The following is a 25,752-nucleotide window of genomic DNA, read 5'->3' as shown; positions in this document are numbered from 1 at the left end:
ATCCGGATCGCGACCGTTTCCAGCCCGGCGGTGGCGAGGTCGGCCACCGCGCAATCCGGCGTTTTCGGCAGCACCAGCGTCAGCGGGCCGGGCCAAAACGCATCGGCGAGCGCCATCGCCGGCGCGTCAAAGCGCGCGATCGCCCGGGCGGCGGCGATATCGCCGACATGGGCGATCAGCGGATTGAAGGCCGGCCGGCCCTTGGCCTGGTAGAGACGGGCGATCGCACCCGGGTTGGTGGCATCGGCGCCGAGGCCATAGACGGTCTCGGTCGGGAACGCGACCAGCCCGCCTTCAGCCAGCGCACGCGCTGCGCCCGCCACGGCAACCTCGCCGGCGGGCAAAATCTGGGTTTTCAGGCCAACATTCACTGTGATTAATTTCCTTAATCCGGCTGCTTGCGATTGCCGAAACCCAAGGCTATAAGCCGCGTTCCAAGTCGGAGTGTGGCTCAGCCCGGTAGAGCACTGCGTTCGGGACGCAGGGGTCGCAGGTTCGAATCCTGCCACTCCGACCATTTATGTTTGCCATTCATTTTTCAGGACTTTTTCTGATTGCTGGCGGTTCCCGAGTCAACCGCCGATTCCCCTCCGGAAGCCGGATACAGGTCTGCGTTCCCGCGGCGCGATGAGCGTCCGAGCCTTGTCAGGTGCCACCCTCGAAATCGGGGGGTGCAGGGAATGCCGGGTGCACGCTGCACCCGCGGTCTCGTGTGCAAATAGCGCAAAGAGAACGCACACGAGCATACAGGTACAGTCGGAACACTCCGGCATTCCCTGCGCAATGGTTTTGCGGCTTATGCCGTGCTCTCCCCGGAGACGAATTCCTCTTGCCTCCGTCGCTGGCGGATTAGCGGCTGATCAATCCCGGTTGGGTTGACTTCGCCTCCGCGCAACTTGGCACCAGCCACGGGTGTCAGAACCACACGGTTTTGCCGTACGCGATCCGCCTTCGCCAAGTGCTTCGCCAGGCTCGGTACCCGCCCGACACCAGCCCGCCGCCAGCGAACGAAGCGGTTGTAGGAAGTAGTGTACGGGCCAAACGCTTCCGGCAGATCGCGCCAGGGGGCCCGGATCACAGGACCCCAGAAAATACCGTTAAGGACACGACGGTCATTCACCCGAGGAACGCCACGCGGCTTGTTAGGCAGCATCGGCTTGATGGTACCCCCATTCATGATCGGCGAGTTCATAGCGCATGATTCGAGACCGCCAGTTTGGGAATTTGAATCACAGGCCTCCGGCCATGCTCAATGCTTCGGACCGGCTTCGGCGCTGTCGGGCTGGGGCGAACGACAGCCGGTAGCCCCCTCGCTGAGTCGATCAAAATGACCCATCGCGGAAGTTTTTTGAGAATTCGCTTCCGCCGGCGCCATTCGCTTGGGCTGCGTAGAAAGTTTAGACATCCATTCGGGGCGCTCTTTCTCAGGCCTTTCCGCAACGCGCCGCACGAACTGGTAGTTGCGGAAGGTCAGCAGGTCGACTAAGTTTTCCTTTACGAACAGCCTCCGTGCTCATTCGTCCTATCGCGCGACTGGCGAGCTAACGTGGAATCGACCACGGTGAAGCGCGAAGGGTTCCAACGCCGATCGCCTGGGTGACCAATCTGCTGGAAAAACAGCGTGTTGAGGAGCCCGAGCATGCCGTCGTTTCGCAATGAACTGTCCATCAACGATCAAGAGATCGCCGCCGCCCTTGTAGGGGAAGAGAGCCGTCAACAGGACGGCGTCGAACTGATTCCGTCTGAGAATTACACGTACCCGGAGGTGCTTGAACTGCTCGGTTCGGTCTTCACCAATAGATATTCCGAGGGATATCCGGGACGCAGGTACTACGGCGGCCAGCAGTATACGGACAAAATCGAGAACCTCGCACGCCAGCGGGCCTGCTCGGTTTTTCGTGCCGAGCACGCCAACGTTCAGCCTCTTTCCGGATCACCGATGAATCAGGCCGTCTATCTCGGCCTATTGAAGCCCGGCGACACCATTCTCGCCATGGACCTGTCCCATGGCGGTCATCTCACCCACGGCGCGCCGGTGTCCCACATGGGGCGTTTGTTCAACTTCATTCGCTACAAGACGGGCCCGTCAAACGGCGGCGCGATAGATTTCAACGAATTGCGCGCGATTGCCCGTGAAGCGCGTCCGAAGATGGTGTTGTGCGGCTACAGCTCCTATCCGCGCGACCTGGACTATGTGGCATTCAAGAGCATCGCCGACGAAGTTGGTGCGCTCACGATGGCTGATGTGAGCCACTATGGCGGATTGGTTGCCGCGAATGTTATGCGCAATCCGCTTGATGCCGGCTTCGACGTTATGACGACGACATCCCACAAGACGCTGCGCGGCCCCCGTGGCGGAATCATCCTATGCCGGAAAGAAAATGCCGGTCGGATCGATGCTTCCGTCTTTCCCGGTTTACAGGGCGGACCTCACATGAACGTCGTGGCCGGGATTGCCGTGACGCTCAAGAAGGCGGCGACCTCGGATTTCCAGGTTTACGCCCAGCAGGTTTTGCGCAACGCGAAGGTTCTTGCCGGCGCGCTGATGGAGCGCGGGATGAAGCTGGTCACGGACGGGACGGACAATCACATGATGATCGTCGATACGGTAGCGTCTGTCGGACTGGACGGGCGAGCAGCCGAGGACGTGCTCGATGCCATAGCCATCACCACGAACAAGCAAGTTATTCCAGACGATCCGCGTCCGCCGCTCAGGCCGAGCGGTATTCGCCTTGGGACACCGGCGGCGACCACGCGAGGCATGGGAGAATCCGAAATGCTTCGTATCGGCGAGTTCATTGCGGCGGCTCTGCAGGCGAACGGAGACGATGTGGTTGTCGCGCGCCTCAGGTCAGAGTGCGTTGAAATGTGCCGAGCTTTTCCTGTTCCAGGCGTGGTGTCTAGGTCCGAACCGAACTGATCGGCTGCACGCCAGCAAGCGCAACTTGGCGCGCAGATATGCAGAATAGAGTTGGGCGCCGGCGCCCAACGTCGATCATGCTTACCCCTGAACTTAGTTGCACGACAGAAGACCACTACCGGCCGGCGGGAGCGCGTTCGCGCGAACGGTTATGTCGGAACTTGGCCCATCGCGACAACTCGCTGCTTGCAACGACCGCGTCGCTTCAGGGGCAAAGGGGACACGAATGGACTTTTATGTGTACGCGGCCTAGGCTGTCAAACGTGCATCCTGCCGTATCATACTCGCCATCAGTCGTCCGTCACCCGCGGGTCGCCGCCGTTTGGATTCAGACTTGATTATTGAAGAATGTTGTCAGCCGTGGTGGTCGCGTTGCAAGGATAACGTGGGATGGCGTGCCTCGCGCGGGGCTGGCCGCTCGGACGGGTCACGGCCAAGCTTGGGCTTCAAATCCACGAGGTCGATGAAAGCGTCGGCCTGACGCCGAAGTTCATCGGCAATCATCGGAGGATGGGTGGCAATGGTTGAGACGACGGTAACGCGAACGCCTCGACGTTGGATCGCCTCCACCAATGGGCGGAAGTCGCCGTCACCTGAGAACAGAATCATCTGATCGATATGCTCGGCAAGCTCCATGGCATCAACAGCGAGTTTGATGTCCATGCTGCCCTTCAGCTTGCGATGGCTGCTGGTGTCGGTGAACTCCCTCGTCGTTTTGGTGACTACGGTATAACCGTTATAGTCGAGCCAATCGATCAACGGCCGGATCGATGAATATTCCTGATCCTCGATGATCGCGTTGTAGTAGAACGCGCGAAGTACCGTGCCGCGACTTTGGAACTCCTTGAGCAATCGCTTGTAATCCACATCAAAACCCAGCGTCTTGCTGGCCGCATAAAGATTGGGGCCATCGATAAGTAGCACGATCTTGGTAGAGCAAGATGGCATTCAGACAATGGCTCCCAAATCGAACAGGAAGACATTAGAGACATCAGTTCACGTTGTGTGTTTTGCGCGGTTCCGAAAAGTGGTCGCGAGTAGGCTTGCCCATAAGATCATGGAGTGGGGTAGGGTCCCGTTGTGGCGCGGAGGGATGCCCGCCGGGGACAAAGAACATCCGCTTGAGCTTGTTGATGGCGCGAACGGCGTAGCCCAGTCCGAACGAAAGAGTCTGGCGGTCGGGGTCGTGGTAGTGCCGCATGTGCTGGTCGACAGCACGTGCGAGCAGGCCTTTCGGATTTCCCTCGAGGATCCAGGATGGCTCGATCGGCGACGGCTTGAGATCCACATTGCAATGGCCGGTTTCAATTAGCGCAAGCGGCATCGACGATCTCCATGGATTGAATAAGGATGCACGTCTTCAAAACAGTTTCGGTGACGCTAGCAGCGGCTGTTATTCTTCCGGGAGCCACAATCAAATTATCGCAAAAGGAAAGAAGAAGCTACTTAGCCAGTAATTAGCTGAGCGCCGTGTCCAACGGGCCGCTCAATGCGGGTTACCTCCAAAGAGGCACCTCACGCCGATCCAACTTGAGATGAAGCGACAGTGCGAGAAATCCTTATCTCTGTCTGGTGCTGAGGGTAGAGCGTTGTTGAGATTAGTTGAGGAAGAGCGGCCTAAAGCCGTTGACCAGTCGCGCTGCCGCCTTCGTTGCTCCGCTCTTGAGAGTGCAGACTATCAGCCACTCTGCGGCGTCAGCCAGACGCGGCAACGAGGGATCGATCGATTGTTTGGCGTAGATCAGATCGGACTTCGATCACAACGGGACCGTTCGCCGACATCACTTCGGCGAAGACCTCGGCAGCCTGCGCTGCGTTCGTGATCGTGTAGCCCTGCGCGCCGAATGCGCGGGCAAGGGCTACCAGTCGGGGTTGGATAGGTCCGTACCCCAAGGACGTTTCGGAAATGCTCTCTCCCGATGCGAACGGATGGTGCCGTATGATTGGTTGTTGGAGATCACGATCTTGATATTGAGCTGGCGGGCCACGGCAGTCGCCAACTCGTTTCCGGTCATCAGGAAACCGCCGTCGCCGCAGAACGCGATCACCTGACGATCCGGATGACGAAGGCCTGCGCTCAAAGCAGAAGGAACACCGCTGCCCATCGCGCCGCAGGCGGAGCCGAGCAGTCGAGCTGACGGCTTGAAGCGGAAAATCCAGTGCATCCAGGCGGCGAAGTCGTCGGAGTCGGCCGTCACGATACCATCCGCCCTGAACAGCTTGGCGACGGCCGCAACCGCATGGCATCAGCGCTGGTAACGCGCCGCTCGGGCCACGCGTGCACCGCTTCCCTAGCTTTCGCCACGGCTTAGATCCACTCACCGCGCTCACGTCCGACGACCGGTAACTCGAGCCAGGATCTTACGAAGGGATACACTGACGAGACGATCGCGAGATCCGTATGGAAGTGAGTCTCGATTGTATTCGGGTCGGCGTAGACGTGTACCAGAGGCTGAGACGTCGGAGATTGTCGCGGAAATCGAAATCCCAGGGAAGACTTGCTCGGCAACGTGGCGGAGGTCCGATCGAACCCTGTGTACCGATATCGTGCACCGTTTTCAGGCCAGTAGGTCTTGCCGGCTGCTGCGGCGTAAGGGCCGCGAAACCGTCACCGTGCCCAGAGTTTTTTGACCGCTGCAAAACTGCCGGCCGCGCGCCGAACCTTTCCGGCGAGCCGCGGATAGCGACGCAGTCGCTCCACGGCGTGGTCGCGCAGCACATAGGGCATGCCGCGCCAGGAAAGGGCGATACCGACATCCGTCAATCGAAGAGGTTCCGCGCCAAAACGCCGCTTGTAATCGTAATTGCCGATGCTGAAATCAAAGTGCCGCACACCTTGCCCGTGCAAGGCGGCCATCGTCCGCTCGATGCAAAGCCGGCTCGGTGAGAAATTGGACCACTGCTCCCCGGCGTTGGTGTTCCGCAGCAGAGAATAGTGCGGGCCGTGCCTGAGTCCCAGGGTGGTGGCCACGACGCCGTCGTCGCAGATCAACGCCGAAACGACGGCGTAGCCTTCCGCGAGACCGCGACTGACGACGTCGCGATAGAACTTCGCGCGACGGGGTTCGTCGAGAATGAATTTCTCTCCCAACTGCTTCATGCGCTTGTGCTGTTGGCGATCCATCACATCGAGAATCCGCAGCGCTTCGTCGACGGTGGTGACGATTTCAAATCGGGCTCCGGGATGGCGGGTAAAGACGCGCCAGCACCGCGGCATCTGTATTTTGCGGATCGAGGCGCGATAGACCTCGAAATCGTCACCGAGTTCGACGAGATTTCCGTTCATCGAGCAGGATCCGGCCCCCTCGATCTCCGCCAACGGATTGGGACGCCCACGGATTTCAAGCGGCATCTTTTTCAGCCGGATCAGATCGGGACGATCAGGCAATTGGCGCAATGCCGCCAACAGCGCGGAACCGATCGTGCGCAGGCTTGCGGCAACATACGGCGCATTGGACGCCAGTATCGGCGCGTTGTAGTCGCTCAGGCCCAGATCGGCGAACTCGACCGAACGAACGCCGTGTTGATTGCGGCACACCAGCGGAACGAGCGCGACATCGCGCTGCGTACTCGTGTCGCTGATGATGGCAATCACGGGATTGACGGTATCGAAGGCGCGGTACCACGCATCGAGCCAGTGCCTGTGTTGAAAGACCGTGGCGTCGCCCCCGTTGCCCCAGCGCGCCGAGGCTTCGGTCCAGTCGCGGACAAACTCTACGCGGAACGACGCGGCCTGCTTCTCAGGCTCTAGAACAGCCAACTTGGCCATGCTTCTCACTCACCGTCAAATTGATTGTGCTTGTCTCCGACGGGCGATCGTGATCAGGGTGCCCAGAAGCCTCTGCTTGCGCGCCGCATCGATGGCCTTTCGCGGAAAGCGCGCCGCGCGGTCCACGGCTTCGACCTCCGTCGCAGCAGCCTCTGCGACGGCGGCCGCGCGCTGCCGGAATGAGGCGCGGTCGGAACGGAATTGTACTCGGCTGCTTTCCGGGGCGAAGTTGCGGAACTGGGCTTCCTGCACGTTCATAGCCCAAAGCCTCCCATTAATGGTCGGACGATCCGCATCGCGTCGAGATGAATGCCGCGCAAATTCGAGGGCGAGAAGCTAACCGACGGCGCCTACGGAGTCGGCGGCGCAAAGGTGGATGTCAATGACCAATGCGCTTCCGGGCGAGGTACCTCCGAAGTAGAACCGTTGACCTAAGTTGCAGTCAGGTATCTTCGCATCGATGACGATCGTGCGACGTCACGCGATGGGTGGGGTTGAAATGCAATACGTTAGCGCCAGCATTCAGGACCGTGTTTTTTTCGTCGTCAGGAGCGTCCTTGAGCAGAACTCGATCAACGCGGACGTCCATCCGGAGTCGCGGCTGATAGATATTGGACCGGACTCGATGGATATAGTCGCGCCGAAGCCGAGTTCGATCTTACGCTTTTCTCAACCCAAGATTACGCCTGAGAATTTTCAATCGGTGAAGTCGCTGGAGCGGATGATCCTCAACCAGCTCGGACCCGCAGCGGGATGCCTTCGTGAAGGAACTGCGCGGGGCCTTCGGAGCGATCTACGGGTCTCGTCAACAACGCCGGGACCGGCACTGAAGGGTTGCTGGCCACCATGCACAGTTCTGACATCGAGACGCTGATCCGTCTGAAAGTGCCGTCGCCAATCATTCTGACCAACTACGTGGTGCGCCGTTGGATGTCCGACGGCGCCGGGGGCATCGTCAACATCTCCTCCATTATCGCTTCGACCGGCTACAACGGCCTGTCGGTCTTCAGCCGCTCATTGGCCCGCGAAATCGGCAAGCTCGGCATCACTGTTGCGATCGCGCCTGGTTTCGTCGAGACCGAACTAACCGGATCCTTAGGGGACCACGGACCCCGGCGTATCGCCGGCCGCAGCGCGCTGCGCCGCTTGCCCGAGGCCGACGACGTCGCATCGAGCAGCTCCACGGCAAAAGAAATGATGATAAAGAGCGGGATTCCCGTAGGGGACGAGTCCCGTGATCTTGTGCTCGTCGGAGTTGAAATCGAAGCCTAGGTGCAGCGTGAGAGTAGAATAGAGGATGCCGATGGAATCCTGAGCGTTGATTTCGGCGAGCTTGTCGATCTTGTTGTCGTGCGCGTGATAAACCGTGACGGCGTGAACTTCGCCTATGCCGTCGAGGATCACGACCAGGCATTCATCCCTTCCGGAGGTGTGGTAGGCGCTGGCGGCGTGGGACAAATGATGGTTGACGTGGTGAACCTTGTCGGCGGGGAATCCTGGCAGGTGCTGGTTCACTTGCGAAAGCAGTTTCTCGCGCGAGAAAACTTCCTTGTATTGCTCGGCGGAAGTCGGGTCCAGCCTGAAGGCGGCTTTGTAGGGAGAATAGTCAAAGCCGTGGGAAATCTCGTCGATGTCGGCGGGTTTCAGGCCGGCGGTCTCCAGGCAGTAGCGGATAGCGCCAATCGGGAAGTCACCGGTATGCTTTTTGCGGCTGAAGCGCTCTTCGGCGGCTCCAGCGACAATCTTGCCGTCGACCACCAGCACCGCAGCCGAATCGTGACCCTGGGAAATTCGGTATTCGCGTTCTTCCAGGCCCGGCCAATGCTTCTTCTTGAAGCGTATCGAGTTCTCGAATCCACTGATGCCGACTATTTTCGCCATGTTCAACAATCTCCCTTAGACAGCTGAGGCGCGTGGCGGCGGCAATGGAGTCCCCAGCTCGCTTGTCCGATCCCGGCCGAAAATGCTTCAATACGCAGTACTGAAGGCAGAAACGAAGCGAGGCCAGCGTGACTCCGTTGGTACAGCTACCGCAATTGCACATTTCCGGAAGACGACTGTCCATGGAAAGTAGTGTGGGGTGGTCTACCCGGAATCGGTAGCTCGAATGAGCAGGTCGCAGAAGGGGACCGCCTGACGGCGGAACAGTCCGTGTGGTCGACGATGGCGACAACCTTGCTGCGTGAATCTCGCGCTTGAATATGTTGCTGCTTGTTCTTTTCGAGTTCGGCCGTCTATTGAGTTGCGCTATCAGCGGGGCTCTAATTTTCCGCTACTAAGTGAAAAATACTAAGAAAGGGAACGATGCAACCTGGAATGCTGCAGATTTTTGTTCGAATAAACGAAGATTTTGTCTCCATATCCGTTCGGATATTCCCTTTGTTTGCAGAACACGCCATCCTTGACGATAAGCTCATGGCAGACCGGAAGGTTGTAGATGATCAACATCTCTTGTTCCCTGCCTGAGATGGATGAATGGATATTGGCAACTACCTGCCTCATGATTTCACCCGGAAACGGATTGTAGAAATAGAGCATGCTATAGGCGTTGTAATCCTTGAAGGTGATCGCGTCGCCGTTGAATATCTGCCAGCGTTGCTTTTTGAGTCTTGTAAGGTTCCGAATGGCAATCTCACTGATCTCCTCGGAAAGTTCGATGCCATCCACCCTGGCAAAAGGGAATTTGAGCATGGCCAACATGGCGCTGCCTTTTCCGCAGCCAATATCCAGAATAGCGTCTTGATTGTTGATGTGGAGATCTTTCAGGAGTCGAACAACATATTTGTTCCACGATGGAGTAGACTCCCCTACATATCTGGAGTCTAACCCGACTTCTTCCGGATACACGATCCTGGAGATATCAACCCCCTGAAAATTTTCCATGATGAGCAGGGACGACTTGCGCAAGATGCGCTCGGGAGTGAACTTGCTGATCAATTTGCGTAATTCTTTCATTGGACCGTCAACTGACCATCCGTCATGCAGGCGCGTCCAGCACCGTCGCGCGTTTCATGGTAAGGTGCGAGCTTCATAGTTGCGCGCGTTCCCGATGCAGACGGACCGATTGTTTCATGCCGTCGAAGGGAAAGCGAATTGCCCGCTTTGCTGCCGATCCCGACGATCGGCACCGTCCGGACAACGGTCCAGACAGGCGATCCGCAAAAACCCAATCCTCAGTCCTCATTGACGCCGGACAGCTCAGTACCTCTTCGTCATTTCGATCATCGAAATTGCTCGCCGACAGTTTAATCCGGCACGGCCGCGGCTCAACCGACCATTGTAGTTACTCCTCAGTACCCATTTATCGTCAATTCACCCCGCGACCCGCATGTTACTGAATTGGCGAGCGCCTCCTTCTGGCCTTGCTGGCGCTCGATCTCGGAAAGCTTGGCGTTCTGCTCGGCGCACTGGCTGATCAGGAACTGGCGATTCCGGCAGGAACGCGACTTCGTGCTCGCGGCGGCGAGCCGGGAGTCGCGGAAACGGGACGATGTTGCGGCGAGCGGACGTCATGGATCCGGGCCTGCAAATAGTAGAGGTTTGCGTAACGTCCGTTCGAGCGGATCAGCTCGTCATGGCTGCCGTCCTCGACGATGCGGCCATGCTCGAGCGTAATGATCCGGTTCGCGTTGCGCACGATCGAGAGCCGATGAGCGATGACGAACACGGTCCGGCCGGCGACCTCGACAGGCTGTATTCGGAAATCGTGCTCCTGCCGATCTGAGCCTGGGATTATTGCGTCGCGCCGGCGCTTCGATGAAAATCGCTAACGGGCGTCGATAAGGCGCCCGGAGCGCCGCTCGCCGGGGCGGCGCGCGGACTCGCCGGAAGGAAGACGGCGTGCTACCGCTCCCGCAAAGACTCCTGCTTGTATCTTGCCAGCGGCGAGAGAAGATAGCTGATTATTGTTCGCGAGCCTGTCTTGATCTCGACCGTCACGGCCATTCCGGGCCCAAGCTTGACGAGCTTCTCATCTATTTGCATGGCCGTGCGGTCAAGCGAGACACGAGCGGCATACTCCAGCTCCTGGCCTTTCGGCTCGCTGCTGCTCGTCGCGGCGCCCATAGCCCGATCATTCGAAGCTCCCTGTGGCCTGTCGCGGGTGATAGCATCAGACGAAACGCTGAGCACGTTGCCATGTAGAAGCCCATAGCGCGTGAAGTTGAACGTATCGACCTTGATCTCCGCTTTCTGTCCCGGCTGCACGAATCCGATGTCGCGGTTGGAAAGCATGGCCTCGATTTCCAGTTGGCTCTCGCTCGGAACCACTACGGCGAGCGCCTGCGCAGGCGTCACCACGCCTCCCACGGTATGAACGGCAAGCTGTTGCACGACGCCATCGACGGGCGCCGTCAAACGCTGAAGTTTCGTGCGCCGTTCTGCCTTGATCGCCTCCTGCGCAGCGCTCGCAGCCTTCTGTTCCGCTTTGGCCAGGGCGTCATAGGTCAGGCGCCGATATTCCGCGGCTGTCCTCTCCCTGGTTTCTTTCAGCAACGCCAGAGCTGCGTCGGCTTCGCGTAGCCGGCTCTGCTGCAGGAGGAAATCCTGCTGAAGGCCAACCAGTTCCTGATATTCGGAGAGGTAGAGGACCTTCGACGCCAATGCCTTGTCGACCAAATTTTTGCGGATGTCCACGCGTTCCTGCAGCACCGGTATCGTCGCCTGCAGCTTCGCGGCACTCGCCGAAGTGGTTGCCCGTTCCGCTTCCTTCTGGCCCTGCTGGCGTTCGATTTCGGCGAGCTTGGCGTTCTGCTCGGCGCGCTGGCTGATCAGGAACTGGCGGTGCATCTCGACTTCCGCGGCGCTTGCGCTCTGCGGAGGCCGAAAGGCGGCAAGCGGATCCTCTGCGAGCGCGGCGCGCAGCCGGGCCACGTCGAGTTCGGCCGCAATGTGATCGCTCTTCTGACGTTCGTTATCCGCTTCCGTCATCGTAGGATCGAGTTCGATAAGAACGTCGCCGGCTTTCACGGTCTGCCCGTCGCGGACGTGGATGGCGCGGACGACGCCCGTCTCGAACGGCTGGATCAGCTTGGTGCGCCCGCCCGGCACGATCTTTCCGGTTGCGGAGGCGACGATATCGACGCTACCGAATGTCGCCCACAGTAGCGCGATGCAGAAGACCGCGATGATGCTGGCGCCGATCGCGCGTCCAATCGGCGACGGCGGCGTTTCAGTGATCTCGAGCGCCGCCGGCAGGAACGCGATTTCCTGCTCGCGACGGCGGGCCGGGATCGGGGCTTTCGGAAACGGGACGATATTTCGGCTAGCGGACGTCATGGATACCGGCCTGCAGATAGTGGAGGTTTGCATAACGCCCGTTCGTGCGGATCAGCTCATCATGGCTGCCGTCCTCGACGATGCGGCCATGCTCGAGCGTAATGATCCGGTTCGCATTGCGCACGGTCGAGAGCCGATGCGCGATCACGAACACGGTTCGCCCGGCGGCAATTCGCTTCATGTTCTGCTGGATGGCACGCTCGCTTTCGTAATCGAGCGCGCTGGTGGCCTCGTCGAGGATGAGGATGCGCGGATCGGTAATCAGCGCGCGCGCGATCGCGACACGCTGGCGTTGCCCGCCGGACAGGCTGCTGCCGCGTTCGCCGACGACGGTGTCGTACCCTTCGGGCAGTTCCAGTATGAAGTCGTGGGCGCCGGCGAGCGAGGCCGCCTCGATGACGCGCTCCATCGGCAAGGTCGGATCGGCCAAGGCGATGTTCTCGCGGATGGAACGGTTGAACAGCACGTTCTCCTGCAGGACGACGCCGATCTGGCGCCGCAGCCAGCTCAGATCGACCATCGCGAGATCGACGCCGTCGATCAGCACCCGTCCGCTCTCCGGCACGTAGAGACGCTGGATCAGCTTGGTGATGGTGCTCTTGCCCGAGCCGGACGAGCCAACGATGCCGATGACCTGGCCGGGCTGGACGTTGAATGAGACGTTGTGCAGCACCTCGGGACCGTCGATGCGATAGCGGAACCTCGCATGCTCGAACGTGACCTGCCCGCGGATCGGCGGCAGTGCGGCACGGCCCGGACTAAAGCTCGGCTCCGGCATGGTGTTGAGGATGTCACCGAGGCGATCGATCGACAGACGGGCCTGGTGGAAATCCTGCCACATCTGGGCGAGACGCAGCACCGGCATGCTCACACGCCCCGCCAGCATGTTGAACGCGACGAGCTCGCCGACGGTGAGATCGCCACCGATCACCAGCCTGGCGCCGAAGTAAAGCGTTGCCGCGGTGACCAATTTGTTGATCATCTGGACCGCCTGGCTCGCCGTGTTGTTCAGGCTGAGCACGCGGAAGCTCGCGGCCACATAGCCGGCGAGTTGCTCCTCCCACCGGCGCTGCATCTGCGGTTCGACCGCCATGGCCTTCAGCGTCTCGACGCCGGTGACGCTCTCGACCAGGAACGCCTGGTTCTCGGATCCTCGGTTGAATTTCTCATCGAGGCGCCGGCGAAACAGCGGCGCAGCGCCCATAGAAATGCCTATGTAGAACGGGAATGACGCCATAACGATCAGCGTCAAAGTCGTCGAGTAGTAGAACATCACTGCCACGAAGACGACGGTGAACAACAGATCGATGACGAGCGTCAGCGCAGAGCTCGTCAGAAACTGACGGATATTCTCCAGCTCGCGGACGCGTGCGACCGAATCGCCGACCCGGCGAGCCTGGAAGTATGCGATCGGCAACGCCATCAGGTGACGAAACAGCCGTGCGCCGAGCTCGACGTCGATGCGGTTCGTGGTGTGCGCGAACAGATAGACCCGGAGCGTTTCGAGAACGGCCTCGAACACCGTCAGCGCCACAAGACCTATGATCAGAACGTCGAGCGTACTCATGCTTCGATGCACGAGCACCTTATCGATTACCACCTGGAAAAACAGAGGTGAGATGAGGGCAAAGATCTGCAGGAAGAACGATGCGACCAGCACTTCGCTGAGAAGACGGCGATACTTGTGGACCGCGCCGACAAACCAGCCGATATCGAAGCGGCGGGAGAGATCGGTCAGGGACGCGCGTCGCGCCATCAGGATGATGTCGCCGTCCCAGATCGCCTCGAGCTCGGCCTGCGTCATTGCTTCGGGCTGGGGAGACAATGGGCGCTGAACCAGAAGCGCGTCGTCGACGACCTTGCCCAGGATCAGGAAGCCACCGTCGCGCAGCAGGGCGATTCCCGGCAGCGGAGTAACCGCAAGCCTGTTCCAGCTCGTCTTCTGTGCCCGCGCCTTGAGCCCGAATTCCTTGGCACAGCGCAGGATCTCGGTAACACCGAGCCGCGCCGCGCCCATGCGATGCCGGATCTGGCCCGGGTCGGCCGCAATGCCATGGCAACGCAACAGAATTGCTACGGCCACGAGTCCGGATTCGTCGCCGCTCTCAGGTTCGGCGCTCACAATCTCGGAGTCGGATCTGGCCGGCTGGACCGTCATATCGCTGCGTTCGCCGAAGCGCGCAGCCATCATTGTATCGCGGGCGCGCATCATGATATCGCGGGCGCGCATCAAGGCTTCGCCGGCACGTCCAACCAGCTCACGTCCGCGGACAGTCGCGTCGGCAACGGCACGAAGCACCCGATTGGCGACGTTTTGCGATCCAGTGAGGATCAAACGGCCGTCCCAGATCTCCTCGAATTCCGCGCGCGTCATCAGCTCCGGACGCGACGCGGTCGGACGGAGCACGAGCGCTCCGTTGCCGTCAACCTTGCCGAGAAGCAGAAACCCGCCATCATGCAGCGATGCAATTCCAGGCAGCTGGAGGCTCGCAAGCCGCGCCCAACGTGTCGTTCGCGAACGGACCTCGACACCAAACTGGCGCGCGCAACGAAGCAGGGCGCTGATACCTACTGTGCTGCTTCCGCAGCGATCGCGGAGCTGGTCGGGCTCGGCGTGGACGCCATGAAGGCGCAGGAACAGAGCCAAGGCTCGAAGCCCATGGTCTGCGGCGTGGGCATTCCCATTCTGCATCGCCATAATGTTTTAACTCAACCCTCCGCGGCTACCGGCCGCGTTTGATGTTCCTTCTCTGCATTCCCAAACTTTGATGATGCCGCACCCAGGCGCTGATGCGCCCGGGTGCGGCAGCAGATCAATGTTGCGATCTGGCCAGGATCGCTTGCTGCGCCCAACCGGTCGGTTGCGACGCGGCCGTCGCGATCTGCCCTGGATCAACCCGGCCAGTGTTACCAGCCAGATATTGATTCAGCAGTGCGAAGCTCTGGTTTGCCAGGGACGCCGTGTTCGTACTTGTCGCGGACTGAGGATCCGTCACGACCGTCTGCGGCCGCGAGGTCCCCAGAGTGCTGGTGGCCGACTGCATGTGCTCACGCAGCCGCTCAAAGCCCTGGTTGGCCAGGAACCCTGCGCCGGCGGTGCTGGTGACGGAGTCCACGTTCTGCTGTGGCACAATGGCCTGGCCCGGCAAGCTCGCACTCGTCGAGGTCGAAGACGGAGGATTCGTCACGGTGTTAGTCTGCGTCGACGTTGTAGTCGTCGTCGCCGCAGAACGCGTATTCGTTACGGTGATGCTCTGCGGCGCGGCTGAGGTCACAGCGCCGCTGACCGGGTCCTTCGCACTTGCGGTCAGCGTGAGAGTAGCGGCAGCTTGACCCCCCCGAGGGTAGTACGAGTGCAACTCGAGTCCGCTATTAACCTGTGCAGCCGTCAAGGTGATGTTATTTCCCCTGAACGTCTGACCATCGGCCGTGGTGATCGTCTCGTACCTCGGCAGGCCCCTGATGTTCACGGTCACGCGATCGTTGGGATCGGTCGTTGCCGTCTTGACCCCCAGGTCGACCGAACCGCCTCTGCCAGTCACCGATAGCGTGTTATCCGCGATCGCGAGGACTGGCTTCGTTACAGAAGACGTAGGGGCGATTGGGGCCGTTGGCGTCGTTGGTGTGATTGGGGCCGTTGGCGTGGTTGGCACCGTTGGCGTCGCATCGATCTGCAGACCGGTGAATGTCTTCACCGCACCCGAGAGGTTGGCCGCAAGGCCGGAAGCATCCTTGATGCTGGCTCCGCTCGGAAGATTGACTCCAGTGATCGCGAGCGCCGACGTGTCCTTGTCGGTCGGTGCGACGGTCGTTTTGAAGCTGAGCGAGCTCGTGCCCGAGCCACCGACATAGGTGGCCGTACCGCCATCGTTGAGCGCCAGCGTAGGCGTGCCGGTGACGGTCACGGCCTCGCTGAAGCCGAGCGTCATTGTGATGGTATCGCCGTTACGCTCGATTCCCGTCCCCGGTGAAGCGGATGCCTGCGTCACCGTCGGTGCCAGGTTTACCGGGGTGGTTGGTGACGTGGGCGTGGTCGGCTGCGTCGGGGTGGTTGGGGAGGTCGGCGTCGCATCGATCTGCAGACCCGCGAACGTCTTCACCGCGCCCGAGAGGTTCGCCGCAAGACCGGACGTATCCTTGATGCTGGCGCCGTTCGGGAGATTGACCCCGGTGATCGCCAGCGCGGGCGTGTCCCTGTCAGTCGGTGCGACGGTCGTTTTGAAGGTGAGCGCACTCGTCCCGGACCCGCCCACATAGGTGGCGGTCGCGCCATCATTGAGGGACAGCGTAGGCGTGCCGGTGACGTTCACGGCTTCGCTGAAGCCGAGCGTCATTGTGATGGTATCACCGTTATCTACGACTCCCGTCCCCGGTGAAGCGGACGCCTGCGTTACGGTCGGCGCCAGGTTTACCGGCGTGGTCGGCGAGGTGGGCGTGGTCGGCTGCGTCGGCGTCGTGCCGTCCACGCCCTGCCAGCCGACGGCCGTCGAGCCGGTGACTAGCGTCATGTCGCGATAATTGACGGCGGCTGTCTCGGGCGCCGTCGAGCGATAGACGCCGTAATTCCAAAAGGTGCCTTGTCCGTAACCCAACGGACCCTGGTAGTTCACAACCTGCTTGCCGTCGATCTCGACCTGCAGGTACCCGCCGCCGCTGTTGGAAACATTGGCTTTGACGTTGATGTCTTTGTAGACACCGGCCTGGATCGGATTCGGATCGGTCCACAGCGTCATCATGTGGAGATCGGAAGACGAATTACTGGGATTCCCACCGGGCAGAACATAGCGGGCGACAATTTGCAGATGGTCGCCGTCCATCTGGACCGCGAACGGCGGTGAGGTAGCTACGCCGCCCGCAATGTTGTCATTGCTCATTTGACCGACGATAAACCAGCCGTTCGAGCTGTTTTGAGTGTTCACAAATGACCCATTGGGCCCATTGGCCTCCACCATGAGATGATAGTCAATGCCAATCGGAGTACCGGCCGGGATCACTGCACCCCAGTTGGTCGCGACGCCCGTCGAGATATTTTGAATTTCAGAGCGATCAACGTATGAGTCATCCCACGGTGCCCAATTGTCGCCCTGCCGGACCTCGAACCGCAGGATCTCCGGGTCGGGGTTGGTTATACTATAGCTCTTACCCTCCGTCTCAATGTTGTAGACGTCGCCACCGACAAGAAAGCGGGTTTCAGGCGTGGTCGTGAAATTCGTGATTGTGCCGGTCGTAGCCAATTTCAGATCTCCATCGAGAAGTTGTTTCTCGTATCGTTGATGTTGACGAGGGAATTCCACTGCCGCGCATACGGTGACGCGCGACATACTGCATGCTCGCAGCGCGTAGCACCGCGAACAGAGTTCATGTGCCGCGCATCGCAAATGGCGAGTGACGTAGCGCATGGCCGCAACGCGCTTGGCGCCGCGAACAGATTTCAAAGGGCAGTGGGATTGCCCCCCGACTGCACAGCCGGTTGGTTAATTAGGAAGTGTGGCGAAAAAAATTTCAAAATGTGATTTTATGCACACGTAATACACACGTATGGGGCGACAACACGTGCGCCATGTATGGCGCTGAAAACATGCACTATTTCGGCAGCTGTCAATCGGACAAAAGTGAAGGGGGCGGTGTTGTGGAGAAGTCGCGAGCGCGGTGAGTGCGAGATCGTCTTCCCGTCTTGGCTCCCATATCAAGACGGCATCTGCCGGGCGCCAGCTTCAGCCGGCTGATCTGAGCGCGGTTTGTCCTGCACTAGGACATGCGGACGGTTCTGCGCGCCATATCGCGGCATTCGAGGCGATCGGCGGCATCCCTCATGAGATCCTTTACGATTGCATGAAGACGGTCGTCATCGGCGAAGCCGGCGGCGGCATCGCCTACAACCGAGCGCTGATATCGCTATATCCGCGAGGACTTCTTCCTCGCCCGCTCGTTCCGCAATCTCGACGACCTGAACGTCCAGCTGCAGCATTGGCTCGACACGGTCGCTAATCCGCGCGTGCACGCCACGACACAATGCGTGGTCAAAGGAGCCTTCGCGGCGGAAAAACCCACCTGGGCGCGTTGCCGCTCGCCTCGTTCCGCGCCGCGCTCAAGTTGGAACGGAGGGTCTCCCATGAAGGGATGGTCAGCGTCGGCGCAATCTCTACAGCGTTCCAGATGCCACCCGGAAACGGATTGTTGAGGTGCACACGCTGGCCAACGAGGTGCAGATCTTCGGAGACGGCACCCTGATTGCCATCCATCCAGTGCTTGATGGCGCAGGCAGCGGCGGATTGCGCTGGGCCATCGCAAGATGCGCTTTACCGGTTGTCAACGGCGCGCGGAATCTCCTCAGAAGTGGCGCCGCAAATTCCCCAGCCTGGCGGGATGGCGATCAGCCGTCTATTCGGCGCCTCCGTTTCTCGGTGGTCGGCCCCGGCGTTTCAGCGTCGCCGGAATGGGGTTCGCGGTGGTCTGCGTTTTGTGGCGGATTGCCTCGGGGACGAGATCGGCGTGTTCGCGTAGGCGATAGCTCGAGCCCTCGATTTGGATGGCGACGGCGCGGTGCAGGAGGCGATCGAGGAGCGCGGTAGCGACGACGGAATCGCCGAAGATCTCTCCCAATCGGAAAAGCCGCGTTTCGAGGTTAGGATTATAGCCTTTTTTATAGCGGGCGTTGACGAGCTGGAAGAACAAGTTGTCGTCGCCGGGAGTGACCGGGAGGTAGCCGATTTCGTCGACGATGAGCAGCGCAAAGCGGCAGTAATAGCGGATCCGCTCTCGCAGAGCGCCGTCACGTTCGGCCCTTGGCGAGCGAGGCGACGATATCGGCGAGGGAGTCGAGTGGGCGGGTTGCGACGGCCGTGAAGGCCGGCCGCAGCAAGATTACTGCTTCGACCCCAAGTGATGGCCTTCGGTTTCGGACCGCCACTGCTGCCCGTCATCTCCATCTCGTCCATATCGAGGGGATCATGTTGTTAGGAATACGATCGGCGATCGAATGATTACTCGACCATATCTCTAGTAATTGCTCCTTCCCAAGTCGCGCGCGCCTTCCTATACGCCACCCTCCGATAAAGGCAGAGATATGCGTTACACATCGCATCGAGCGAGAATGCTGTTTCAACACGCCGACGCCCTTCGATACCGAATTGATTAGCAAGCGCACGGTCATTGAGGAGTCTGAGCACACGATCGGTCAACACCCCAGCGTCGTGGCTCGGCACAAGAAATCCCGTCTGTCCATCCAGGACCAATTCAGGAGTGCCCCCATCGTTTGTTGCTACGATTGGCTTACCCAGCGCCATGCATTCGGTTATTGCGTTGGAAATACCCTCCCCGTGTAGACGGCTGTTGGTAACGAGAACTCCCACAGTGAAGAGATTAGCGATACTTTCTATATCTTTCCGCTGCCCCGGAAACTTTATGCGCAGCGAAAGTTCTGGTGGGACGCTATCGCGCACTCGCCGCAACGTTTCACCGGTGCCGACAGCCAGAAAAGTAACATCGTCCCTAAGACGGCAAATGCGGCACGCCATCTCGACAAAGGTTGCGTAGTCCTTTCTGGGCGCGAAGTTAGCAATCATCCCGACAATGTGGGGTGTCGCGATTCCCAGAATGCTGCGAAGCTCTGCCTCGTCCGTTAAGTTAGAGATTCTTGCAGGATTGAACCCATTGTGGATACATAGACCTTTGCGCTCGGGAATACGGTAGGCAGCTAGGCCCGCATGCGAATTGGCGACAACAATGTCTGAAAATGGGATCGTCAGCTTGCCCCATACATAATTTTTGTTCCACAGCGTCACATGCGATGGCGCGTCTCGCACAAAGCCATTGACGAAGGCTGTACCGCACAGTTTCGCAACCGGCGCTGCATAAATCGAACACATTGAGCCCCAAGAGTGAATGATATCTATTTTCAAATCAGAGACCAGCTCGTACAAACTCTTGAAAAGGCGCAAATCTCTCTTGCTTCTCCGAACGAGCTGAATAACTTGCGCGTGTTCACGGTCAATTTCGAAACGAACCTTCTCCTCGTCCGTAACCGCGACGAATGATTTTATGTCACGGTGAGCGAAAAGTCCCCTCAACAGTTCGACGATTTGTCGTTCTTTCCCTCCCGGGCCGAGACCTTGAGCAAGGTGCAATATACGCATCTCAGCGCTCTCCCGAGTGGATTGATTCAGTCCACGTCGCAATGAGGCGGTTCAGCGCAAAATTCACCGTTTGGAACCCAGCAGCATGTGAACCGCCGATTGAATGCCGCTCATACGCGCCTCGAACCTAGCCCTCGTTTCGAATTGCCCTCCAACGCCGACGCGAGGAAGCGCAAAATGATTTGATTTGAGATCGGATACTTGCCCATGCCGCGTTGTTACTGCGGTCGAAAAGCCTACTTCCTTCGCGAGATGTGCTTCCCGAGGACCACATGCTCTAGCGCCGCCGTAAGGATAAGCGAAGTGCCGAACCGGAAGCTGCAGTAATTGCTCCAGGTAACAGCGGTTATCCGCCATTTCCGCTCGCGCTGAAAGAACATCTAGGGACGACAGTGCTGCATGCGAAGCGGTGTGCCCGCCAATTGACGCGAGAGGATGCCGCGCCAGACTTTGAAGCTCGCGCTCGTTCAGGAAATATGCCTCATTCAGAGCCGGCAGCGATATTCCCGCCCTGTTGAACGTTGGGGCGAGCATTGCAACCCGGTGATAATCTTGGTGAATCCACTCAGTTACCCTGTATAGGCCCAGCATCTTCTCGTGAAACGTGGGACAGTGGAACCGCTTGTCCATCGCATCGATCGTAACCGTGTCTCCAGAGCGAAATATTTCGCGCAAACCCAGCCACCACGATTGCAAGGTTCGTGTTGGGGCCCCAGTGGGAACGTACACCATGAATGGGGCGTTGCGTCGCTCGAGGATTGGAAGCGCGGTCGCGACATTGTCTCGGTAGGCGTCGTCAAAGGTAAGCACTGCATAGCGGCGCGTTCCGGGATCCGTGGCCAATCGCTCGAGACATGTTTCGAAACTGACAATCTCCCACCCTTCTTGCCGCAGCCAATTGAGTGAATGTTCGAAAAGAGCAACTGAAGTCCCGGTCATCAATTCCGAGCGAAAATCTTGTTGAATCTCATGGAACATCAGGATGGCTGCCCTACCAGCAAAAATCCTGCGGAAGGTTGGCATTAGCCCTGACCGATGAGCCAATTGGATCATGCTCTCCTTGAGAACCTGCTTCACTCTAACCCCCATCAGAAAGAAACCGACATCCCATCGGGAAGACACTGCTCGCCCCTGGAGAATTGACCGCACATCTCCGATTGCTTTCCGTGCGCGGTCTGTCGCCAATGTTCGTCTTCAGAATGAAGTTGTGGGCAAAAACTCAAGCAACGCTTTTGCGGAATAAGAAACGATTGAGCCCTTCTGTTTACTCGACGAGATTCGCACCCGCAACTCTGCGGACCGTTTACTCACTTGTAGGTACCTCCGAATTCGACGCCTCCATTGAACAGACTTGGCGAGCGCCGCCGCCAGCGTGTCGACGCTCTCGCTACAGCGCTGCATGGGCGATCTTCGGTTCCACAAGCTCAGCTAATCGCGCCGGACATTGAGCGCTTAGCCTGCACGCCGTGTCCCGAGGCCTCCTTCGCATCCTCCGTGAGCAGCGCAGGTGTTGGTAGAGCGGGTCGGCGAAAATGGTCATTTCCTCCTCGCCGCCGCGTGATGATGGATAGGACCGCGGTCCTTGGCGCCGCCACCTGCATACTGTGCTGCAGCTGCGCCATGTGGTTTTCCGCAGCTCCCTCTTCGGAGAAATTCCACGGCAGCATGAAATTGGCCTCAAACACGGGCCCCGGTCGCTTCGATCTTTCCGTCAATCGTTGCCGCCATCCAGCGGTGCATGGCATGAAATAACTGCCGCTGTACCTCGGTCACCACTTGCCCGGTGTTCTTTAAAAAGTTGAAATCACGCGCACGCAATCACAGCACCGCACACGCCCGATCACGGATCTCGTCGCGGCGCTCGACGGCGATCGCGAAATAGTTCGTGCTGCGCTGAGGAAGGAGGTGTGCTTCCTGGAACCCCGATAAATCGAGGCCGGGGTCGTTGTGGGCGACGCGGTTCGGCAGCACGACGCAGTAACCGCGCTGCGCCAGCCAATCGAACAGGTCGGCCTTAGGATACATCCCACCCTGTCCGCTCTCGAACATGATTGTCGGCCGGCCGCTCGCAATCAGCTTCTCCGCGCCGCGCAGGACGCCTAGCTCCGCGCCTTCCACGTCGATCTTCATCGCATCGACATCCGTGGCCGTGACCACCGTATCCAGGCGCTGCACCGGGACCTGGATCGCGCGAACGGTCGACCGGCTACCCAGCGTCCTGTCGAGCGACGAACAGCCGGAGTGCTTGAGGTCGATGAAAAACGCCGCCAGTTCCTCGTGCTCGCCCGCCGCGGTAGAGTGGACCTCGATCTCGGGGAAGTGCCGCCGGAGCGCTGCCGCTTTTTCGGGGATGGCCTCGATCGCGATGATTTTGCGCGGGCTGCTGTGTCGCCGGACGCCGGCCACCACGGAGCCGATATGCGCGCCCACGTCGACGAACACCTTTCCGTCGCCACAGATGCGCTCGATCAGGCGCCTGGCCGTGCCGTCGTTGGAAATACGCCCAAGCGATTCATCCTGTCGCACGGCTGCTCTGAACAGCTCGACCCGCTCGCGCAGAGACAGTGCGAAACCGCCGACTCGCGTCCCTATGATCGCTTCCTTCAACATCGCAAAAACTCCCTGCTGGCAGTTTGAATTTGCGTTCGAGGATCTTGTAGAGTTCATCCTTCCAGCCGTCGCGTTGTCGTCATCCGCTCCGCAGCAAACGCCTGCCCACCGTCCTTGCCCTGAAGTTGGAGAGAACGTCGGCATATACCTCGACGATCTTGTTCACGGTGAGCGCCTGGTCGTACTTCGCCATTGCCGCCCGCCCTCGGAACTCGCTGCTCCGCGACCAGTCAAAAACCTCTCGCAGGTTGCGGGCAATCGCGCCGACGTCCTGCGGACAGATCCGCGTTCCCGCGATGCCGCTTAACAGCTCGCCAACGTCGCCGACGTCCGTCGCCACCACCGGACGATTGCACGCGAGAGCTTCCTTGATAGAGGTCGGCGACCCTTCATAATCCGAGCAGAGAAGCAGGGCGTCGGCCGCGCTGTAGCACCACGGCATTTCGCCGTTCGGCACATTGACGACCGTCATCAACTCCGCGTCGATGCCCTCCTGCACGAGCCGCTCGACTGACGCTCTTGCCAGATCATATCTCTTCTCAGGGCGCGCCGGATCAAATGGAAACAGAACGATATACCTGTCTTTCGGCCACCGCAGCCGCGCTCGTGCCTTGTCGCGATCGTACGGCTTGAATACGCCGAGGTCGACCCCGCAGGGAATCACGGTTCCCGGAATCCGTCTCCGCATCCCCTCCGAAACGACTATGACGGCATCGGCGAAATGCGACACAGCCCGCGTGCATAGCCTTTCAAAGACATTGTTTCCAAGTACGTCGGTCCCATGCAGCGTGAGGACGAGTGGCGCCCGCAACCGAAACATTGCAGGATATGCCGAATAACCGTAATGCGCATGGACGATGTCGTATGCCACCGCGCTCGTCATTCGCATGACATCAAGAGTGCACCTCAAGTAGTTCATCTTGGACTGGGATCCGAGAATATCGATGACGTCGACCGTGTGGCCGAACCGGCGCAGCTGCTCTACCTGCTGGCACACGAAGGCTCCGGAGCCCGGTCTCTGCGGACTCGGATACATGTTGGTGACACAGAGGATCCTCACGATTAGTATCCCTCGACGCTTGGCACGAACTACCGGCGAGTCACTGGTCTGCGCCGCTAGCCTCTTTGAGCCGTCGTCGGATCTCCGCTGGGACGCCCATCACGAGCGCACCGTCGGGCACGTCCTTCGTCACCACCGCACCGGCGCCGACGAGGGCGCCAACGCCGATTCTGACACCTGGCAGTAGGTTGGCTCCCACGCCGATCGCCGCGCCGCGCGCGATATGGGGCCCGAGCATGGGCGAACCGTCGTAGCCGTTGCGGCCGATCGCGTTGTCGTTCGAAGTGCCGACGCAGCCCGAAATGAACACGTCGTCTTCGATCGTCATATTGCCCGCCAGCCAGGTATGATCCTGGACCCGGACGCGATCGCCGACTCGCGTGTTGTAGTTGACCGTGACGTAACGTCCGATGACGGTCTTCGAGCCGATCCGCGATTGTTCACGGATCGAGGCGCCGTCACCAATCAGGGTCCCCGCGCCGACTGAGACGTCGTAGAAGATGACCGCGTGAGGTCCGATAGAACAATCGGCGCCGATATCGACCCATGCCTCGAAACGCGGCGGGCGCGACAGCGCGCCAGCTCCCTTGGGTGCCTTGCCGATATAGGCTCCCGGGAAGATTTCGACGTTGTCCCCGATTCTTGCGCCGCTCTCAATCACGACATGCGGGTGAATGACCACACGGTTGCCAATCGTAACATCAGGTCGCACTACGGCGAATTCGGCGATCGTCACGGCCGCACCGATCGCCTCGGTCTCGACCACCGCCCTTGCACTGATTCGATTCATCGCCACTCCTTCCCGCCATCAGCGCGCAGCGCGGTGAGCGAATACGTTGACTTCTGCCGCAATTTCTTCTGACCGTCCCCGCTCGGCCGCAGCGCGCGCAATCGCGGCGATACGGCGCACCTGGTCGCGTGCGAGCTCGGGGAACATGGGCAGGGACAATGATCGAGCGGCCATCGCTTCGCAGTACGGCAAGTCGCCGTGCCTGTAGCCGAGATGGGCGAGAGCAGGTTGTAGGTGGAGCGGCAACGGATAGTGGATCCCGGTCGCCACGCCGGCCTCTTCGAGCTTCTTCCGCATTGCGTCCCGCTCGTTCGTGTCGATCACATACAAATGGTAGACGTGCGTCGACCCCTTTCGAACGAAGGGCGTCTTGATCCCGGACTGCGCCAACTCCGCGGCGTACCACTCCGCAGCGCGCCGCCGATTGGTGTTCCATTCATCCAGGCGCCGGAGCTTGATCTGCAGGACTGCCGCCTGGAGAGCGTCGAGTCGGCTGTTGAACCCGATCTCGGCGTGGTTGTAGTGGGTGGTTCGACCGTGGTCACGCAGTCGTTCGATCCGCTCGGCGATTGCGGCACTGTTGGTGGTGACCGCTCCGCCGTCGCCATAGGCTCCGAGGTTCTTCGCCGGATAAAACGAGAAACATGCGACATCGCCGAGAGCCCCGGTTCGGACCCCCTGATATTCCGCCCCGTGCGCCTGGGCCGCGTCTTCTAGTACGTAGAGGCCGCGCCGCCGTGCGATGTCCTTGATGGGACCCATGTCAGCCGGCTGCCCGAAGAGGTGGACTGCGATGATCGCTCTTGTACGATCCGTTAGGGCGCGCTCGATCATCTTGGGATCGATCGTGTAGGTGTCCGGATCGATATCGACGAACACGGGCCGCGCACTCGTCGCCACGATGGCGGCCGCGGTGGCGATGAAGGTATGGGCGGTTGTAATCACCTCGTCGCCATGACCAATACCCAGGGCCCGCAGCGCCAGATGAAGCGCGTCCGTGCCGTTCGCCACACCGCGCGCATGGCGCACCTGGCAATACGCGGCGAAATCTCTTTCGAACGAGGTAACCGCCTCGCCGCCTATGAACTGCGCGGAGTCGAGAACGCCCCGAATTGCTTCGGCCACCTCGTCTTTTAGCGTCTCATATTGCGCTTTGAGATCGACAAACGGAATGTGCATTTTCGAACCTCA

At 59.8% G+C, this 25,752-nt stretch carries 20 protein-coding genes, 1 tRNA gene, 4 pseudogenes and 1 riboswitch; of the genes and pseudogenes, 5 read left to right on the top strand and 20 right to left on the bottom strand.

The annotated features are described in order from the left end of the window. Window positions 1-371, bottom strand: a 371-nt coding sequence (locus CP49_RS08485) for an L-threonylcarbamoyladenylate synthase (RefSeq protein WP_197423048.1), incomplete at its 3' end; no start/stop codon positions are given. Window positions 372-440: 69 nt separating this feature from the next. On the opposite strand from CP49_RS08485, the gene CP49_RS08480 reads away from it, so the two are divergent. After that, a tRNA-Pro gene (locus CP49_RS08480) sits at window positions 441-517 on the top strand. 468 nt (window positions 518-985) lie between these two features. Here CP49_RS08480 and CP49_RS08475 read toward each other — a convergent pair. Beyond that, a pseudogene (locus CP49_RS08475) lies at window positions 986-1,199 on the bottom strand (transposase); the annotation flags it as partial. 320 nt (window positions 1,200-1,519) lie between these two features. Beyond that, a riboswitch (ZMP/ZTP riboswitch) is annotated at window positions 1,520-1,605 on the top strand. A 34-nt stretch (window positions 1,606-1,639) separates the two neighbouring features. On the opposite strand from CP49_RS08475, the gene CP49_RS08470 reads away from it, so the two are divergent. Further along, window positions 1,640-2,920, top strand: coding sequence for a serine hydroxymethyltransferase (locus CP49_RS08470; protein ID WP_057849826.1), 1,281 nt, complete (start codon window positions 1,640-1,642; stop codon window positions 2,918-2,920). A gap of 354 nt (window positions 2,921-3,274) precedes the next feature. Here CP49_RS08470 and CP49_RS08465 read toward each other — a convergent pair whose 3' ends face one another. From CP49_RS08465 to CP49_RS08445, 5 genes and pseudogenes are all read right to left on the bottom strand, one after another. Further along, complete coding sequence (locus CP49_RS08465) at window positions 3,275-3,868, bottom strand: LabA-like NYN domain-containing protein (RefSeq protein WP_057849825.1); 594 nt, start codon at window positions 3,866-3,868, stop codon at window positions 3,275-3,277. A 43-nt stretch (window positions 3,869-3,911) separates the two neighbouring features. Beyond that, window positions 3,912-4,244 (bottom strand): hypothetical protein, encoded by a 333-nt coding sequence (locus tag CP49_RS45815; protein WP_057849824.1) that lies wholly within the window; start codon window positions 4,242-4,244, stop codon window positions 3,912-3,914. A gap of 371 nt (window positions 4,245-4,615) precedes the next feature. Then, window positions 4,616-5,085: pseudogene (locus CP49_RS47065) on the bottom strand (thiamine pyrophosphate-dependent enzyme). 443 nt (window positions 5,086-5,528) lie between these two features. Further along, window positions 5,529-6,689, bottom strand: a complete 1,161-nt coding sequence (locus CP49_RS08450; RefSeq protein ID WP_057849822.1) for a GNAT family N-acetyltransferase — start codon at window positions 6,687-6,689, stop codon at window positions 5,529-5,531. A 15-nt stretch (window positions 6,690-6,704) separates the two neighbouring features. After that, a complete protein-coding gene (locus CP49_RS08445; RefSeq protein ID WP_057849821.1) occupies window positions 6,705-6,947 on the bottom strand; it encodes a hypothetical protein in 243 nt (80 codons plus the stop codon). A gap of 497 nt (window positions 6,948-7,444) precedes the next feature. Between CP49_RS08445 and CP49_RS42455 the strand changes: the two are divergent. Continuing rightward, a pseudogene (locus CP49_RS42455) lies at window positions 7,445-7,859 on the top strand (SDR family NAD(P)-dependent oxidoreductase); the annotation flags it as partial. On the opposite strand, the gene CP49_RS49170 reads toward CP49_RS42455, so the two are convergent. Continuing rightward, the gene (locus CP49_RS49170; protein ID WP_057849820.1) at window positions 7,785-8,570 is read right to left on the bottom strand and encodes a carbamoyltransferase N-terminal domain-containing protein; all 786 of its coding nucleotides are present in this window, start codon (window positions 8,568-8,570) and stop codon (window positions 7,785-7,787) included. The pseudogene CP49_RS42455 and the gene CP49_RS49170 overlap by 75 nt on opposite strands. A gap of 408 nt (window positions 8,571-8,978) precedes the next feature. Continuing rightward, window positions 8,979-9,644: a class I SAM-dependent methyltransferase gene (locus CP49_RS42450; RefSeq protein ID WP_082645921.1), complete on the bottom strand. Its 666-nt coding sequence runs from the start codon at window positions 9,642-9,644 to the stop codon at window positions 8,979-8,981. Window positions 9,645-10,200: 556 nt separating this feature from the next. Between CP49_RS42450 and CP49_RS48585 the strand changes: the two genes are divergently transcribed. Beyond that, a complete protein-coding gene (locus CP49_RS48585) occupies window positions 10,201-10,413 on the top strand; it encodes a hypothetical protein (protein ID WP_156438178.1) in 213 nt (70 codons plus the stop codon). 119 nt (window positions 10,414-10,532) lie between these two features. Here CP49_RS48585 and CP49_RS08425 read toward each other — a convergent pair whose 3' ends face one another. The 3 genes from CP49_RS08425 to CP49_RS08415 form a co-directional block, all read right to left on the bottom strand. Beyond that, window positions 10,533-11,966 carry an HlyD family type I secretion periplasmic adaptor subunit gene (locus CP49_RS08425; protein ID WP_057849818.1) on the bottom strand — a complete coding sequence of 478 codons (1,434 nt, stop codon included), beginning with the start codon at window positions 11,964-11,966 and terminating at the stop codon, window positions 10,533-10,535. Further along, entirely contained in the window at window positions 11,953-14,658 is a 2,706-nt protein-coding gene (locus CP49_RS08420) for a type I secretion system permease/ATPase (RefSeq protein WP_156438186.1), read from the bottom strand. The genes CP49_RS08425 and CP49_RS08420 overlap by 14 nt, the downstream gene beginning before the upstream one ends. A 121-nt stretch (window positions 14,659-14,779) precedes the next feature. Beyond that, window positions 14,780-17,287, bottom strand: a complete 2,508-nt coding sequence (locus CP49_RS08415) for a heparin lyase I family protein (RefSeq protein ID WP_156438176.1) — start codon at window positions 17,285-17,287, stop codon at window positions 14,780-14,782. Window positions 17,288-17,697: 410 nt separating this feature from the next. Between CP49_RS08415 and CP49_RS47055 the strand changes: the two are divergent. Next, window positions 17,698-18,229: pseudogene (locus CP49_RS47055) on the top strand (Mu transposase domain-containing protein); the annotation flags it as partial. A gap of 118 nt (window positions 18,230-18,347) precedes the next feature. Here the strand turns inward: CP49_RS47055 and CP49_RS42440 are convergent. The 8 genes from CP49_RS42440 to CP49_RS08370 all read right to left on the bottom strand — a co-directional run bounded on the left by CP49_RS42440 (window position 18,348) and on the right by CP49_RS08370 (window position 25,740). Next, entirely contained in the window at window positions 18,348-18,695 is a 348-nt protein-coding gene (locus tag CP49_RS42440; protein ID WP_420807594.1) for an ATP-binding protein, read from the bottom strand. 254 nt (window positions 18,696-18,949) lie between these two features. After that, window positions 18,950-20,101 carry a glycosyltransferase gene (locus CP49_RS08400; protein ID WP_057849814.1) on the bottom strand — a complete coding sequence of 384 codons (1,152 nt, stop codon included), beginning with the start codon at window positions 20,099-20,101 and terminating at the stop codon, window positions 18,950-18,952. Between the two features lie 63 nt (window positions 20,102-20,164). Beyond that, window positions 20,165-21,178 (bottom strand): polysaccharide deacetylase family protein, encoded by a 1,014-nt coding sequence (locus tag CP49_RS08395; protein ID WP_245310598.1) that lies wholly within the window; start codon window positions 21,176-21,178, stop codon window positions 20,165-20,167. Window positions 21,179-21,778: 600 nt separating this feature from the next. Then, entirely contained in the window at window positions 21,779-21,919 is a 141-nt protein-coding gene (locus CP49_RS48880) for a hypothetical protein (RefSeq protein WP_210183098.1), read from the bottom strand. After that, on the bottom strand, window positions 21,920-22,711 hold the full coding sequence (locus CP49_RS08385; protein WP_057849812.1) for an FkbM family methyltransferase: 792 nt from the start codon (window positions 22,709-22,711) through the stop codon (window positions 21,920-21,922). It lies immediately after the preceding gene. Window positions 22,712-22,790: 79 nt separating this feature from the next. Next, window positions 22,791-23,747 (bottom strand): glycosyltransferase, encoded by a 957-nt coding sequence (locus tag CP49_RS49590; protein WP_057849811.1) that lies wholly within the window; start codon window positions 23,745-23,747, stop codon window positions 22,791-22,793. A 64-nt stretch (window positions 23,748-23,811) separates the two neighbouring features. After that, window positions 23,812-24,561 carry an N-acetyltransferase gene (locus CP49_RS48580; RefSeq protein WP_057849810.1) on the bottom strand — a complete coding sequence of 250 codons (750 nt, stop codon included), beginning with the start codon at window positions 24,559-24,561 and terminating at the stop codon, window positions 23,812-23,814. Between the two features lie 18 nt (window positions 24,562-24,579). After that, window positions 24,580-25,740 carry a DegT/DnrJ/EryC1/StrS family aminotransferase gene (locus tag CP49_RS08370; protein ID WP_057849809.1) on the bottom strand — a complete coding sequence of 387 codons (1,161 nt, stop codon included), beginning with the start codon at window positions 25,738-25,740 and terminating at the stop codon, window positions 24,580-24,582. Window positions 25,741-25,752: the final 12 nt, after the last annotated feature.

Source organism: Bradyrhizobium valentinum, from assembly GCF_001440405.1.
Classification (GTDB): Bacteria; Pseudomonadota; Alphaproteobacteria; order Rhizobiales; family Xanthobacteraceae; genus Bradyrhizobium; species Bradyrhizobium valentinum.
This window is presented reverse-complemented; position numbering and strand designations above follow the sequence as displayed.